A 15759-nucleotide genomic window follows, 5' to 3' on the forward strand; every position below is an offset into this window, starting at 1 on the left:
GCGGGACCCATCTTCGGATGACACCAAAAATGGGTTGCTCCTAATTTCTGGATTTAGCAGTTTGGTTAACCTTTTTGAAGCGCCAATAGGAAACTGCCGCCAAGGTAAACATGGAAGCCAAGCCAATGTAAACCCACGCCGGAACCGGAACCGGATCGCCTGCTGCGTAGGAATGGAGTCCACTCAAATAATAATTTACCCCGAAATAAGTCATCACCATGGAACAGAATGCGAACATGGTCGCGACATGAAACGCCCATCTTCCGCGCAATCCCGGAACGAGCCGCATGTGCAGTACGAATGCGTAAACGATGATGGAAATGAATGCCCAAGTTTCCTTCGGGTCCCAACTCCAATATCTTCCCCAGGATTCGTTTGCCCAGATTCCGCCCAGGAAGTTCCCCACCGTCAATGCGAAAAGTCCTATGAATAATGACATTTCGGAAACGATGGTGAGTTCCTTGATGGTAATGTCGTGATGAATTTTGTAGAGTTTTTTATCTGCAATAATGTAGAAAACCAAAGTGATGACCGCAATGATCATGGAAAGTGCGAAAAATCCGTAACTGGAAGTGATAATTGCCACGTGCACAATGAGCCAATACGATTTCAGAACCGGAACAAGCGGCGTGATTTGCGGATCGAGCGCGGAACCGCCGTGTGCAAATCCCATCATGATTACGGCAACCATGAATCCTGCAGCTGGAATGAGTGCATTGGAAACGCTTCCGCTTCTTACTGCTTTGGTGGATTCATATCTTTTCAAGTTGGGTTTTCCCATTCCGAAATAGAACATTAATCCGGCGGAGATTCCCACCCAGGAAATGAAGATAATCGCCTCATACCCATTACTCCAAGGAGCATGACCGGATAAATACCATCTCGCAACCAATCCAAGGAAATGTGCTACATAGCCAATCAACCCAATGTAAATAATGGATTTGATGATGGTGTGCAAAATTTTATTTGGTTTGAAAAGCTCCACAAATCCCAGTAATAATAGCAATCCGCCAATCAAGGTATAGAAAATCAAAAGTTTGAAATTCAGATTGAGTTTGTTCATGAAAACCTCCAAATCGACTTTTGATTTTGCAGGAACCACATTTTTTCCCCAGGTTTGCTGGTATTGCTCCAGTTTTAACAATTCTGCATCGGCGGTGCTCCAGTTTCCGGATTTTTGGGCATCCAAAACGCTGGAGAAATAGGGACCCATGACCTTTTGGGATTGCTCGTCTGGTTCAAAGTTTTGGTCGAGCCAGGAATGCCAAGTGGAATTGGGGTCATTTTGCACAGGAACAATTCTTAAAAACTGTCCGCTGAAAAATTCATTAAACACCTGAACGCGGTCATTTACCGCAATTACTTCTTTGTCATAATTGGTTTGCTCAGCAGGTTTTTTCCGGAAAGCTGCTTGGTAATCTTCTTCCAAAACATAGTGAAGCTGGCCGTCTTTGTCTGCCGGGAAAAGTGACATCAATGAAGTATATCCATCTTCATTGGCTTTTGTCTTTCGCTTGAGTTCATCGCCGCCTTTTGAACCAATTTTAATGATGGGAACCATCGTCCAACTTGGAGTGTCGGTATTGATGGAAAGGAACCATTGATTGGCGTCCATGGATTTTCCGTCAGTTCCTTTGAACTCGTCTTTTTTGTAGAGTTTCCTCAATACGTCTAAAGCTTGCGTATTCATCGGCACGATTCTACCTTCATAATTTTGAACCAAAAGATATCCGAATTTATCGGCATGCTCTTTTGAAATCTTATTTCTTGCAATGATTTCATCCGGGGAAATTGGTTTTGGCGATCGCAGTGCCAAAGAATTTTGTTCTTTTACCGGACGAGTTTCCAGTGTTAAAGCGGCATCAGCATTTCCATGGTTGTGCCCGTCGTTTGCGGAATGTGTTTTTTCTGGAGAACCATCAGTTCCATGAGTATCGATGTATTGTGCGTTGAAACTTAAACTCAAAAAGAAAAGAAGCGCCATTGTCACTCTTTTTCTGTTGATGGCTTTCAATTGTTTGTTGAGTTTCCAGAAATGGGTTCCTTTCCAGAAGAAAGTGACAAACATTCCCAAAAACAGAAAAGTATAACCGAGATAAGTCACATTCGTTCCCCAGAAATCATGGTTTACGGAAAGAATCGTTCCCCGTCTATCTGGATCGAAACTGGACTGGAAGAATCGGTAACCGCCGTGATTTAAGACATGGTTCATGTAAATTTTGTAAGGCGTCTGTTTTCCTTGGTCGATGATTTGAACATGACTTTCGTACGAACTTGGCGAAGAACTTCCAGGATAGGTCTCCATCACGAATTTATCCAGTTTGAGCCCGAATGGCGTGTTATAGACTTTTGGTCCAAAACCGAGAATGATGTTCATTCCGTCCAAATTGATTTGTTTGAAAGCATTTGGATTTCCTTTCTCTACAGGCAAATCCACGAGTTGCGAAGTTTTTGGACCTTTTACTTCCACGGTTAATTGATCGGAAACATTTTGGTCTTTTTTCTTGTCCCCTTCGAAGGCAATCAGTTTCCCTTTTTTCAGACCTTCAGGTACCACCAGTTTCAAATCATTGATGGAATAAAGACTTCTCAGCGCCAAAGGTTGAAAGACCTCTTTCTGAACATGAGTGGTATCCTGAGTTGCCATGGTCATGTAATTGGCTTCCACAGGAGTTTTAATCATCAGCTTTCCATTATCGTTTCGGAATTCCACCGCACCTTCAATTCCACGGTTGTAGGAAACCAACATTCCATTGATGGATTTCGCTTCACCTGGTTTGATGTAGATATTTTCACGCCCGGTCTGTCCCGCAGAAACCACATGCAGGAATTCTTCACCATTTTGGTCAGCAATTAAACTGTCTTTTTTTCTTTGGATATAGTGAACTTGGCGAACATCGATCTGTTTTCCATGAAAATCATAGCCTGCTTTAAATGAGTGTGGCAAAATCTTAGCGAGCCAGGAGTTTTCTTTGGCCTGATCAGGAATCATCATGAAAGGAACTTCCTGATAATTTAATACATCACCCTTTTCTTCGATTTGAATTTTAAAGAAATTCTTATCAGTCACCACCTCCTTGGAAGTTTCACCTTCTCTGATGTGCATGATCCCTTCGTAACTGATGTATCTGGTAATTGCCCCACCAAGGAAAATGAGCACGAATGCCAAGTGGAAAACCAGAACGGACCATTTTTCCCTCTTCCAAAGTCGATATCTGGAAATATTCCCAATAAAGTTGAGCATCAAAATAACCATCACGATTTCAAACCATTTCGCCTCGTAAATCAGTGCTTTCGCGGTAGGGGTACCATAATCATTTTCAAGGAAAGTTGCATAAGCCATTGAGACCGCAAAAATCAGCAGCATTACCGCCATAGTTCGTGTCGATATTAGGATATCCTGAAGTTTTTTCATAAGAAAAGATTTATTTCAGACAAAATAGTCTGAATTGTTTTTTTGATGATGGGCAAAATTACAATCTATAAACTTAAAAAGCGAATTTGGGAGGTGTTTTTTGTCAGTTTTAAAACATCAAAAAGTGTTAATCTTTTTCCATTACAATTGTCCAAAAAAGTTTAGATTCTCAAACAAAATCTTAGAAAAAAAAACTTTCTCTGTAGTCAAATCTATATTTATGACGAAGCGAAATCCCCCTCCTCTGGAGGGGAATTTCGCTTCAAAATCAAGTGTTGGTATTCCCCAACATTGGCACAAATTTATACGCCCCAAATTCTTCTTTTTCGAATTCATTTTCAGAGATTTTCGTGAATCGATAAAGGATTTGCTCATCGGTTTTTCCCATCGGGATCACCATTTTCCCACCAATTTTCAGCTGTTTCAGCAATTCTGTCGGAAGAATTTCCGCACCGCAGGTCACTAAAATTTTGTCAAATGGAGCGAAAGTGGGCAAACCCGCAAAACCATCACCAAAACTCTGAAACTTGGGACGAAGATGAAGTTCCCGCAGTTTCTTCAGCGCAAAATCATGCAGATCTTTTTGTCTTTCCACCGTGTAAACCCAAGCATTCATCTCGATGAGCACGGCAGTTTGGTAGCCGCTTCCAGTTCCGATTTCCAGAACTTTTTCCTTTTCTTTCAGTTCTAAAAGTTCGGTTTGCTCTGCAACCGTGGAAGGATGAGAAATCGTCTGTTTCGCCAAAATGGGAAAAGCGCGGTCTTCGTAAGCGTAATCCTCGAAAATACTTTCCAGGAAAAGATGCCGTGGAACTTCGTTGATTGCCTTTAAAACAGCCTCATCAGAAATCCCGATTTTTTCGCGGAGATAATCTACCAAAATTTTCCGCTTTCCCTTGTGCAAAAAAGTATCATTCATAATATCAAAATCCAACTTTCACTGGGAGCAAAACTAGTTTTAAAAATGATAAAAAACAAATGCCACTTCAACGCTTCTTTCCGTGTTTCGCACTCTCATTTTTCCCTCTTCCATCCGAAAATATTATCTTTGAAAAAAAATTTCTATGCTTAAAGCAGGTTTAGTTGGTGCCGGACATTTGGGTAAAATCCATTTGAGATTGCTTAGCCAATCCAAGAAATACGAATTGGTGGGCTTTTATGATGCCGATGTGCAAAACGGGAAAAAACTGGAAGCCGAATTTGGCTACACCTATTTCGATAATTTTGATGATTTGCTTTCACAGATCGATGTTTTGGATATCGTGACTCCAACCATCTATCACTATGATTATGCAATGAAAGCCATTGAAAACCGCACGCATTTCTTCATCGAAAAACCCGTAACTCAGACGTTGAAGCAAGCCGAAGAAATCCTCTACAAGTGCCGTGAATACGGAATCAAGGCACAAGTCGGTCACGTTGAAAGATACAATCCTGCATTCATTGGCTCCAAAGATTACATCAATAATCCCATGTTTATCGAGATTCACCGTTTGGCGGAATTTAATCCGCGCGGAACCGATGTTTCCGTAGTTTTGGATTTGATGATTCACGATTTGGACATTTTGCTTTCCCTGGTTAAATCTAAAGTCAAAACAATTCACGCTTCCGGAGTCTGCGTGGTTTCAAAATCACCCGATATTGCGAATGCGAGGATCGAATTTGAAAACGGATGCGTTGCCAATCTGACCACTTCCAGAATTTCAATGAAAGCGATGCGGAAGTCAAGGTTCTTTCAGCAAGATGCTTATATTTCGGTGGACTTTTTAGAAAAGAAAGCGGAAGTAATCCGAATGAAACCGGCTCCGGAAAACCCAAGTGACTATGATATGATTATAGAAAATGCAGAGGGCGAGAAAAACCAAATTTTGTTTGAGTATCCGAATATTCAGCCAAACAATGCCATTCTGGACGAGCTGGAAAGTTTGGCGGATTCCATCATGGAAAACAAAAATGTGGAGGTGAGTTTGGAAGATGGAACCGAGGCACTGAAAGTGGCTTTAGAAATCGTGAAGCTGATTTCCTGAGGATGGAAAATGGAAACTTGAAGGTCATGCAACGCTTTCTCAAGTTTGAAAATTTTTGAATTAACTGACTGATGAAATATTTCTTAATAAGCTCCTTTTTGATTTGTTTTAATTTGATTTTTTCCCAAAAGAAGTGGGACGTAAAATTCTACCACGAAACCGAAAACAGAGAAATCACGATTTTAGGCGACAATAATGAGGACATGCCGATGTCGGCAAAATTCACCTTTAAGCTAGATAACTTAAACTCCACTGTTGGAAATGAGGTTACAGTGGTAATTCCCGAAAAAACAAAACGCTTTCCTGTAGCCAAACTCAGCCCAAAAAATCCCAATCAAGCGAATCAGTTTTCATCCAACAACATGATCAATTTCGGCGATGTGACTTTGAGGGATTATGACAAAGACTACATTTATTCCCTCCCCTTCGAAACTGGAAAAACCCAGTTGATCTACCAAGGTTACAACGGGAAATTTTCCCACCAAAATGTCAATGCCCTCGATTTCAACTTAAAAATAGGCGAGAAAATTTTTGCAGCAAGAGAAGGAAAAGTAGTTGATGTAGTGGACCACAACACCCAAAATTGTGGGAATATTTCCTGCGCAAAATTCAACAACAACATCGTGATTATGCATTCTGATGGAAGCTTCGCCGATTATGCCCATTTAAAATATAAAGGTGCAGCTGTGAAAGTGGGCGATCTCATTGAGAAGGGACAATTCATCGGAATTAGTGGAAATACGGGATTTTCAAATGGACCACATCTTCATTTTTCGGTATTCCTGAACCGGATTGACGGAAAGCGGGATTATATTCCCACCCACTTCAAAACTTCTGAAAATGAAGCAACACTCTTGCAGGAAGGAAAATCTTACACCAAGGATTACTAGAAATATCTTCAGAACGGTTTCTAATTCTCTGAAAAAACAGTACTTTTAGACTTTAAATTTCACCTGTCAGAAGACAGGCTTAAACCTTAAATTTTAAACAGAATTTATGAAGAACATCGTCGTCATCGGAGCAGGAACAATGGGCAACGGAATTGCGCACACTTTCGCACAAACTGGATTCAAGGTGAATCTGGTTGATATTTCCCAAGAAGCACTGGATAAAGGACTGAAGACCATCATCACCAATCTTGACAGAATCATTGCGAAAGGAAACCTGACCGAAGAAGAAAAGGCAGCAACTTTAGGAAACATCGCCACTTTTACCAATTTGGAAGATGCCGCAAAAAATGCCGAATTAATCGTGGAAGCGGCAACCGAAAACCTCGATTTGAAGTTGAAAATTTTCAAACAGATGGACGATTTTGCTCCTGAAAACTGTATTTTGGCGACCAATACATCGTCGATTTCGATTACCAAAATCGCTTCAGTGACGAAACGCCCCGAAAAAGTAATCGGAATGCACTTTATGAATCCGGTTCCTATCATGAAACTCGTGGAAATCATCAAAGGGTATTCTACTTCAAAAGAAACCTTCGACCGGATTTATGAGATGTCGAAAACTTTGGGTAAAATTCCTGTTGAAGTCAATGATTATCCCGGATTTGTGGCGAACAGGATTTTGATGCCAATGATCAACGAGGCGATTGAAACTTTGTACAACGGGGTTGCAGGCGTGGAAGAAATCGACACGGTAATGAAACTCGGAATGGCACATCCGATGGGACCACTTCAATTGGCGGATTTTATCGGACTGGATGTTTGTCTGGCGATTTTGAATGTGATGTACGATGGTTTCAAAAATCCGAAATACGCTCCAAATCCTTTGCTTGTGAATATGGTAACCGCCGGCAAAATGGGCGTGAAGTCCGGTGAAGGATTCTATGATTATTCAGCAAGCAAAAAAGCGGAGAAAGTTTCGAAGATGTTTGCGAAATAATTCCATTTTGTAATTTGTATACCAAAAGAAGGGACTTCTAAAGAATGAGCAGAAAAAATCAGGAAAAACTCATCCGGATTGCTTTGGTCATCGCGACTTTCGTGATGATCATCCTTCGTTTTCTGCTGAATGAAAAAGGCCGTGTGAATCCGGACTCAATCAGATTCATGCGGAGCGCCCACGTTTTTCCGGTCATTGACAACACCACTACTCCACTTGGATATCCACTGAGCCTGAAAGTGTTTGCAATATTGGGTTTCGGTGAGTTTTGGGCAAGTAAAATCGTTGGTATTTTAGCTTTTCTGTTCATCATTTGGTTTGCGTGGAAAAAGAGGTTTTATTTCCGCGAAAGCGTTTTGGTAGCCGGACTTTTCAGCTTTGTTTCGATTTTCGCATACACTATGAGCGAACCGCTGATTCTGCCATTCATTATTTTGTTTCTTTACATCGGCAGAAAAATCATCATCGATGAATTATCAGGTACAAAAGCAGTTTTTTATTTAAGTTTAATTCTTATTATTCTCTACAATATACGTTATCCATCGTTATTTATCATAGGAGGAACGTTGCTTTGGGGAATTGGGAATTTCAAAAAACATTATGGCAAAACCTTCATCTTTTCGGCCTTGATCGGACTGGTTTTCGTGATTTTGTTTAAGTTTCTTTATATTGATCGCTTTAATGAAAATTACGTGAACGAATTTCTGGAAATCGGGCTGCATCCCACCTCCAAATTGCTCACCGAACTTTTCCAGGGACTGGCAACCAGTTTCAATCCATTCATCCATATTGCCAATCCTACAGGTGGCGTCATTAATTTCGGGATTTATGGAATTGGGTTGCTGAATATTGTTTTGATGATTTTCCTGTTCCTAAAGTCCAGACTGTCTGAAACCCAACGATTCTTTTTATTCATAGGAATTGTAGGAATTATTTGTTCATTTTTTATCCAATATTTTTATTCTACAACACCACTGGATTATCGGCTTTTGATTGCGTTCACTTTTCCAATTTGGTTGCTCTATTTCAGGAAATTTTATCAATTTTTTGGAAGATTTGCATACGGAATCACCATTCTGAGCTTAATGTCGGGATTAGTTTTTACGTGGCTTTCAAAAGGGAATTATCTTCAAAACCGACGGGAAATAATCACCTTTCTCAAATTTGAAAATCTGGAAAATGGTCCCTTGAGATTTTATGTGGAAAATCCGGAGCATTTGGATGAAGTGCAAATCGCCGAGTTGATCAGCACCGTAAACCCCAACATTTCATGGACTTACAACCCAAAAGACACCTTAAAAAAAAATGTTTTGACTGCCCATAAAGTTTTGAGTAAAATCAGAATTGATACCAACAAATTCCAATAAAATTTTTATCTTTGAGCAAGTTTACAGCATTAAAAAAATAAGGCATCGTGGTTTGAAAAGCTTAATGAATAGGCATATTTTGACGATGTTTATCGAATAACTAAAAATCATTAAATCAATAAGAGATGAAACTACCAAAATTTTTATTAGCCGACAATTCGGAATTTCCTGAAGATCTATTTGTAGTCCACACGGAATACCCAAGATTCATCCTCAATGTGGAGGAAGAAGAAGTGGAATGGTTGGACGATCTGGAAGGAGACGATGAAGAAACCATGGCAGATGAAGCCACCAAAGTAGTGGGAGAAGCACTTCAATGGTGCGATGATGAACTCGCAAAATATGACGAAGAAGACGAAGAATAAATAAAAGATAAAGGAACTCAAAATGGAGTTCCTTTATCTTTTACTGTTTATTGAATTTCAGCAGCAACAAATTGTTTTTGAAGAGTTCAAGGGTATTTCCAGATACCATATATTTGTTGACTTCATTGAGCATGTTGAAAAAATTAGTTTCCACAGACATATTGTCACAAGCCATTTTGGTGGAACCTATATTTTTTACAGAAAAATTTCCGGCAGTCGCATCCAGAGTTAATTCTCCAAAATAGTTGTTACAACCACCGTTACCGGTAATTCTGGCACTTTCTATCATTAAAGTCGGTGTTTTTCCTTTCACCTGATCCGCCAGAACCCATTTTGTATTGGAAATATTTGGCTGAGACGATCCCACTTTGGATAAGGTGGTACAAGAAAACATTGCTGCCGCTGCAAAAATAGAAAGCGCAATATTTTTAAAGGAATTTTTCATTTTACTTTTTTATAAAACCAAATTTAGGAAAAAAAATCTAATTTCAGCTGGCTTCAGGCACATGCTGAAGAGCGGTAAAGGAATTGGCGGTTTCGCCTGTCCATCACCCTCTTAATTCCGCCGAAAACTCTTTCTGGAAAGTCTTTATCAAAGAATTCATCACTTCGGTAATGTCTTTTTCTTCCAACGTTTTTTCTTCATTTAACAACTCGAAACTCATCGCATAGGATTTTTTTCCTTCGGGAAGGTTTTTTCCTTCATAAACATCGAAAAGGTTGATGTTTCTGAGGTATTTGGATGGATTCTTTCTTGCAGCTTTATACAGGTCACTGTAGGAAACATTTTTTTCGATCAACAAAGCCAGATCTCTCCGTATTTTGTTGAATTTCGGAATATCTACAAATTTCAGATTTTCCTTTGAACGTAAACTTTGGCAGTTTTCCAATTCTATTTCAGCGTAAAAACAGTCTTGTTCAATATCTGCATCTTTCAATAATTCTGGTGCAACTTTCCCCAATCTCGCAATGGTTTTTCCCTGCGAAAGCCATTCCAAAGCATCTGAAAACCTGGAATCTTCCAGGGATTTTTCTTCGATCGCAAAATTCAGCTGATCGAAAAGTGTTTTTACATAAGATTTAAGAAAATAGAAGTTTGTAACAGATTTGGGTTGAAGCCAGTTTTCCCCAACATTTCTTCCGGAAACCAGCATCGCCAATTGTTTCCTTTCATCATATTTTCCTTCGTTTTTATAATAGATTTTACCAAGTTCAAAAAATTTGATGTCCGGATTTTTTCGTTTAATATTATAATCGGCATTCTCCAAAAGTCCTTCCAGTAAAGAATTTCTCATGAAAGCCAAATCTCCGCTCAATGGATTCAGCAATTTTACGGCATTGGTTTCGTCTTTCACCGAAGTCAGTGAATTGTTCATCACCTCGCTGAAACCGTTGCTTTGCAAAGTTCTGGCCCAAGAATTTTCCAATGCCTCTTGGTCATCAAAACTCAATCTTACCGGAGTGAATGAGATTTTCTGCGGTGAATCGATTTTGTTGTAGCCATAAATTCTCAGGATCTCCTCGATCACGTCTATTTCTCGCGTCACATCAGCTCTGTATGCAGGAACAGAAATTTCAAAACCATCCTGGATTTCATTCAGAACCTGGATTTCCAATGATTTCAAAATCTCCTTTATTTTCTCTCTGTGGATTTTTGTCCCTAAAATCTGTTCCACTTTTGAGAACCTCAAAATGACGTAATGATCTTCGATTTTTTTCGGATAATGTTCCAAAAGTTGTCCCACCAATTTTCCTCCGGAGATTTCCTCGATCAAGGAAATGGCATGAGTAATGGCAATGCGCACCCCGTTCGGATCCACTCCCCTTTCAAAACGGAAAGAAGCATCGGTACTCAGTCCGTGGAATTTCGCACTTTTTCTCACTGCAACCGGATTGAAATAAGCACTTTCGAGGAAAATGGTTTTGGTATCAGCAGAAACTCCGGAATTCTCGCCGCCAAAAACTCCCGCGATACACATCGGATGGTTTTCGCCGTCTTTGATCATTATTTCAGTGCCATTCAAGGTTCGTTCTGCGCCATCCAAAGTCGTGAATTTTGTGCCTTCCTTCACGGTTCCTACTTTCACTTTTCTGCCTTTAATCTGATCGGCGTCAAAAGCATGAAGCGGTTGTCCCAAACCATGGAGGATGAAATTGGTGATATCCACAATATTGTTGATGGGATTCAGCCCGATTGCTTTCAAGCGGTTTTTCAGCCAATCGGGAGATTCCCCCACTTTCACATTTTCAATGACTGCACCAATATATCTCGGCGTCAATTCGGAATCTTCAACTTCCAACTGGAAATCGGTTGTTCCTTCAATATTTAAAGGTTTTGACACCACTTTTTCAAATTCCGAATTCAGTTGATTCGTACTTAAAAATGCATGTAAATCTCTTGCAACGCCGTAATGTGACATTGCATCTGTTCGGTTGGGAGTCAATCCGATTTCGTAAACCTGATCAGTCGTTAATTCAAAATATTTTGCAAAGTCATCTCCAATCTTGTAGGAATCGTCCAAAATCATAATTCCGCCGTGGTCATCGCTCAAACCGAGTTCGTCTTCCGCGCAGATCATTCCCTCGGAATATTCACCACGAATTTTCGCTTTCTGCATGACCAGTTTTTCGCCACCTTTATAAATCGTGGTTCCGACCACTGCTACGGGAACAATTTGTCCAGCCGCAACATTCGGAGCGCCGCAAACAATATTCAACACCTTTCCGTTTCCCACATCTACGGTGGTTTTCTTCAGTTTATCGGCATTTGGATGCGGTTCGCAGGTTAAAACTTTTCCAACCACGATTCCTTCCAACGAACCTTTTACGGATTCGTATTTTTCAATTCCTTCCACTTCAAGACCGATATCTGTTAAATACTCCCCAATTTTCTCGATTTTCAGGTCGGTTTTGATATAGTCTTTAAGCCAATTGTTTGAGATTTTCATGCTAATAATTTGAATTTTGAACAAAAAGTTTCAACAGTTTTCGCTCAAAAAATAGGTTGCAAATATCGTGATTTTAATGGAAAGATTCAAACGGTTGAAAACATTTGCACCTGTAACCGCTGAATCGAAAAGCACTATTTCAGAAAAATTTTAATTTCAGGAAAAGATTTACCAGAAATACTAACCTTTAAATACAAAAGAAGAAGACTGAATTCATTGAATGGTTTTCTGTCATCTAACACCTCACCTTCCCGAAAGCATTTCAGATCTAATTGGTGCTGAGCAAAAGAAAATTTAAAAAAACACATAAAAGCCCGACAAAATCGGGCTTTCTATTTCTATTCCGAACCGGTCCCGGTTCTTTTCTGCTGGTTCTCGAAAACTTACATTCCAATCACCGGCATCGAAAGCATCAAAATGTTTTCTTCATCCTCCAAACCATCAACTGGCTCAATAATTCCCGGTCGATTTGGTTGCGACATTTTCATCGTGATATCGTCTGCTGAAAGTACCGACAACATTTCCGTCAAAAACTTGGAGCTGAAACCGATATTGATATCTTCACCGTTGTAATCGCACGGAATCTGCATATCTGCTTTGTTTGCGTATTCCGTATCTTCTGCATGAAGATGAAGGACGTTCCCCGAAAGTTTGAAGCGCACCTGATTTGTAGATTTGTTCGACATGATGGATGCTCTTCTGATGGAATTCAGCAAAAGATTTCTGTTGATGGTCAAAACATTCGGATTTTCTTTCGGGATTACCGCGGTATAATTGGGATATTTTCCGTCAATCAATCTGCAGATCCAGACATTGTTTCCGAAAGTGAATTTCGCCATATTTTCGTTAAACTCAATGGTCACCTCGTCATTGGAACTCGCCAAAATATTTTTGAAAATGGACAATGGCTTTTTTGGCATAATGAATTCAATGGGTTCCGGATTGATCAAATCGGTTCTTTTGTAGACCACCAAACGGTGAGAATCGGTAGAAACGAAGTTGGTTTCATCTTCCTTGAACTGGAACAAAACTCCAGTCATCACGGGTCTCAATGAATCGTTGCTGGTGGCGAAAAGCGTATTGTTCAACGCTTCCGATAAAATTCCGGATGCGATTTTCACCTTTTGAGAGGCATCAAATTCCGGAAGTTCAGGGTAATCTTCAGCATTGTCTAAAGCCACGGCGAAATTGTCCTTTTCATCAAGGATTTCAAGCAGTTTACCATTGCCGTCTTCGGTATCTTTCACGGATAAAGTCAAAGGTTGCTCACCGTAGGTTTTCACAAAATCCTGGAAAATTTTTGCAGGAACGGCGATTTTGCCGGAATCTTCAGATTTCACCTCCAAAGAAGTAATCAATGTGGTTTCACCATCCGAAGCGGTTATTTTAAGGTTGTTTTCTTCGAGTTCGAAAAGATAATTTTCAAGAATTGGTCTCGATTGTGAACTGGAAATTACGCCGCCCACTGTGTTTAGCGCCTTTTGTAATTCGCCACTTGCAACTATAAACTTCATTTGCTAATTTAATTTTTTTGGTTGGATGAAACACCGGCGTTTCATCCAAAAATTATTATTCGGACAAATATAAGGATTTAAAGGAAGTTGGAAAAACAACTTTTCAAATAAAAAATGAATTTTAGGAAAAGTTATCAACATTAATCTGCTCCCGGAAAATGATAGTGCTTTTCGTGGGAGTCGTCGATATTGATGTTTAGCGCAAAGTATAGAAAATGGAGGTTTTTGTTGCCTGAACTGGAGAATTCCCTTTGCCAAAGATAGCCGGAAGCAACGCCAAAAATTTCGTCAACCTGATAACCAAATCCTCCATACAAACGGTTTCTGGCAAAAATCGGTTTTTCCGTCACAAAGAAAATTTCGCTGTAGGCATTGGCGAAAACGGTTCCCGGACTGATTGATTTGGAATTCAGCGGAACAGATACATTCATCCGGTATCGGAATCGGTATCGGTCGGAATGAAGGTCTTTCTGCGGTTCATAAAACCAACTTTTCTCTGCCCGGAAACGGTTTTCAAATTTCAGGACGCTGTATTTAAAAATCAAAATATCCTGCAGCCAGACCCGAAATTCTTCCTTGTCCAGACTGTGATTTTTATATGTTGCATACCTTCCAATTCCCACAAACGGCTTGTGATTGGGCGTCAGATTATAGCCAATTCCACCTTTGCTTTCGTAATAATCGGGATAAGCATAATCTTCAATTCCGCGGAGTTGTACTTCGCCATAGAGAAAAAATTTCGGGTGAAACTGGTAAGTGAGCGTCACTGCATTGAAACTGGAAATATGCTCCTGTGCAAAAAACAAGGAAGAAACCATTAAAAAAAATAGGCAGGGCAGCGATTTTTTCATTAAGCAAAATTACGAAATCTTCGAAGTGCGAAAAAATTAATTTCTGACCGAATCATTTTAACCGTTAATGAAAAATACTTTCAGGGCGGTAGAGATCATTATTGGTGAGATCAGCAAATTTATTTGTCAATAATCCGTGAAAAGACAAAATACATTTCCGAAGCGATTTCAAGACTGCGTTTGAAGTAAATCTCGTCCATTTCAGATGTTCCGTCGCTAGATTTGGGGTCATCAAATCTCACTGCGATCCTTTTTTCTGCTCCCGCAATGAAAGGACAACCCTGGTCTGCATTGGAACAAGTCATGATTGCTGCAAAACCGGAAACCGGATTGAAGGGATCGTCATATTTTTTAGAAAAACAAATGACCGGGTGCGCATTTTCTGCATATTTTACCGCATAAACCGGATTTTCGTTTTCAGAAAGTTTTTCGATCTCAAGTCCTTGCTTGATGAGTGTTTCTGCGACTTTCGGAAACATCGCAGTTGCTTCCGTTCCGCCGGAATAGCAGAAAACATTTTTCACCCCGAAAAACTCCGCCATGGTTTGTGCCCAAATCTGGCTCAAATGGCTTCGTCGCGAATTATGTGTGCAGATAAAATTCAGGTTAATCATTTCATTGAGCTCCTGTTTGTTTTGAATGAAATCCACTAAAGGATTCAGAATTTGCTTTCGTTCATCCGAGACTTTGATTCCGGCGATTTGCTTGATTGAATTTTTCAAAGTTTGGTCCATTTATTTTTTTTTAAAGGTGCAGAAAATGAAATTCTGAATGGTTTCAAAAGGGGTTTTGTGATCCTGTGTAAAACAGTTTAACTTGTCGAAATCCTCCGAAAAAAGATTTTCAAACTTGCTTTCAGAATATTGCGTAATTTCTAGTCCGGAACATTTTAAGGGTCCGTTTTCTGAAAAAGTTCCCACGAAAAACAATCCCATCGGACTCAGCAAATCTGCAATCAAATCTTTATAAGCTACCTTCTCTTCATCTTGAGTGATAAAGTGAAAACTTGCACGATCGTGAACCACATCAAATCTTTCATCCGTTTGAAAATCAAGTATATCCGAAATCACAAAATTTACTTTTTTTGCCTTTTCCCCTAATCTTTTTTTGATTCTTTCAAGCGCATTTCCGGAAATATCAAGCAGTGTAAGTTTTTCATAACCCATTTCCAGAAGATGGTCTATTAAATGACTGTCTCCTCCGCCAATTTCAAGGATTTTGGCATTTTTAGCAATATTGTTTTCCCTGAAAAATTTAATCGAGGTTTCCGGTTTTTCTTGGTACCAACTGACTTCATTCTCGGCTTTCGTGGCAAAAACTTTTTCCCAGTGCTCTTTCTTGCTATCGATCATTGTTTTCTTCGTATTAAAAGCGACTAATTTTCT

Annotated in this window: 13 protein-coding genes; 5 read left to right on the forward strand and 8 right to left on the reverse strand. The window is 39.8% G+C overall.

The window, feature by feature from the left end; translation table 11 throughout:
* Positions 1-40: 40 nt before the first annotated feature.
* Together ccsA and L0951_RS00375 are read right to left on the reverse strand one after the other, a co-directional pair.
* Positions 41-3415, reverse strand: a complete 3375-nt coding sequence (ccsA, locus tag L0951_RS00370; protein ID WP_234108540.1) for a cytochrome c biogenesis protein — start codon at positions 3413-3415, stop codon at positions 41-43.
* A gap of 268 nt (positions 3416-3683) precedes the next feature.
* Complete coding sequence (locus tag L0951_RS00375) at positions 3684-4334, reverse strand: protein-L-isoaspartate(D-aspartate) O-methyltransferase (RefSeq protein WP_234108542.1); 651 nt, start codon at positions 4332-4334, stop codon at positions 3684-3686.
* 145 nt (positions 4335-4479) lie between these two features.
* On the opposite strand from L0951_RS00375, the gene L0951_RS00380 reads away from it, so the two are divergent.
* The 5 genes from L0951_RS00380 to L0951_RS00400 all read left to right on the forward strand — a co-directional run bounded on the left by L0951_RS00380 (position 4480) and on the right by L0951_RS00400 (position 9061).
* Positions 4480-5442, forward strand: a complete 963-nt coding sequence (locus tag L0951_RS00380) for a Gfo/Idh/MocA family oxidoreductase (RefSeq protein WP_234108544.1) — start codon at positions 4480-4482, stop codon at positions 5440-5442.
* A 113-nt stretch (positions 5443-5555) separates the two neighbouring features.
* Positions 5556-6332 (forward strand): M23 family metallopeptidase, encoded by a 777-nt coding sequence (locus tag L0951_RS00385; protein WP_317207184.1) that lies wholly within the window; start codon positions 5556-5558, stop codon positions 6330-6332.
* Positions 6333-6438: 106 nt separating this feature from the next.
* Complete coding sequence (locus tag L0951_RS00390; RefSeq protein WP_234108546.1) at positions 6439-7329, forward strand: 3-hydroxyacyl-CoA dehydrogenase family protein; 891 nt, start codon at positions 6439-6441, stop codon at positions 7327-7329.
* A 44-nt stretch (positions 7330-7373) separates the two neighbouring features.
* Positions 7374-8696: a hypothetical protein gene (locus L0951_RS00395; RefSeq protein WP_234108548.1), complete on the forward strand. Its 1323-nt coding sequence runs from the start codon at positions 7374-7376 to the stop codon at positions 8694-8696.
* A gap of 125 nt (positions 8697-8821) precedes the next feature.
* Positions 8822-9061 (forward strand): hypothetical protein, encoded by a 240-nt coding sequence (locus L0951_RS00400; protein WP_234108550.1) that lies wholly within the window; start codon positions 8822-8824, stop codon positions 9059-9061.
* 40 nt (positions 9062-9101) lie between these two features.
* Here L0951_RS00400 and L0951_RS00405 read toward each other — a convergent pair whose 3' ends face one another.
* The 6 genes from L0951_RS00405 to L0951_RS00430 form a co-directional block, all read right to left on the reverse strand.
* Complete coding sequence (locus L0951_RS00405) at positions 9102-9506, reverse strand: META domain-containing protein (RefSeq protein ID WP_234108552.1); 405 nt, start codon at positions 9504-9506, stop codon at positions 9102-9104.
* 103 nt (positions 9507-9609) lie between these two features.
* The gene (gene pheT / locus L0951_RS00410; protein WP_234108554.1) at positions 9610-12009 is read right to left on the reverse strand and encodes a phenylalanine--tRNA ligase subunit beta; all 2400 of its coding nucleotides are present in this window, start codon (positions 12007-12009) and stop codon (positions 9610-9612) included.
* Positions 12010-12392: 383 nt separating this feature from the next.
* Positions 12393-13523 (reverse strand): DNA polymerase III subunit beta, encoded by a 1131-nt coding sequence (dnaN, locus tag L0951_RS00415; RefSeq protein WP_234108561.1) that lies wholly within the window; start codon positions 13521-13523, stop codon positions 12393-12395.
* A gap of 140 nt (positions 13524-13663) precedes the next feature.
* On the reverse strand, positions 13664-14374 hold the full coding sequence (locus L0951_RS00420) for a DUF2490 domain-containing protein (protein ID WP_234108566.1): 711 nt from the start codon (positions 14372-14374) through the stop codon (positions 13664-13666).
* Between the two features lie 119 nt (positions 14375-14493).
* Positions 14494-15108 (reverse strand): low molecular weight phosphatase family protein, encoded by a 615-nt coding sequence (locus L0951_RS00425; protein ID WP_234108568.1) that lies wholly within the window; start codon positions 15106-15108, stop codon positions 14494-14496.
* Positions 15109-15726 (reverse strand): class I SAM-dependent methyltransferase, encoded by a 618-nt coding sequence (locus L0951_RS00430; protein WP_234108570.1) that lies wholly within the window; start codon positions 15724-15726, stop codon positions 15109-15111.
* Positions 15727-15759 lie beyond the last annotated feature (33 nt).

It is taken from the genome of Chryseobacterium sp. R2A-55, from assembly GCF_021401085.1.
In the GTDB taxonomy this organism is placed as follows: Bacteria; Bacteroidota; Bacteroidia; order Flavobacteriales; family Weeksellaceae; genus Kaistella.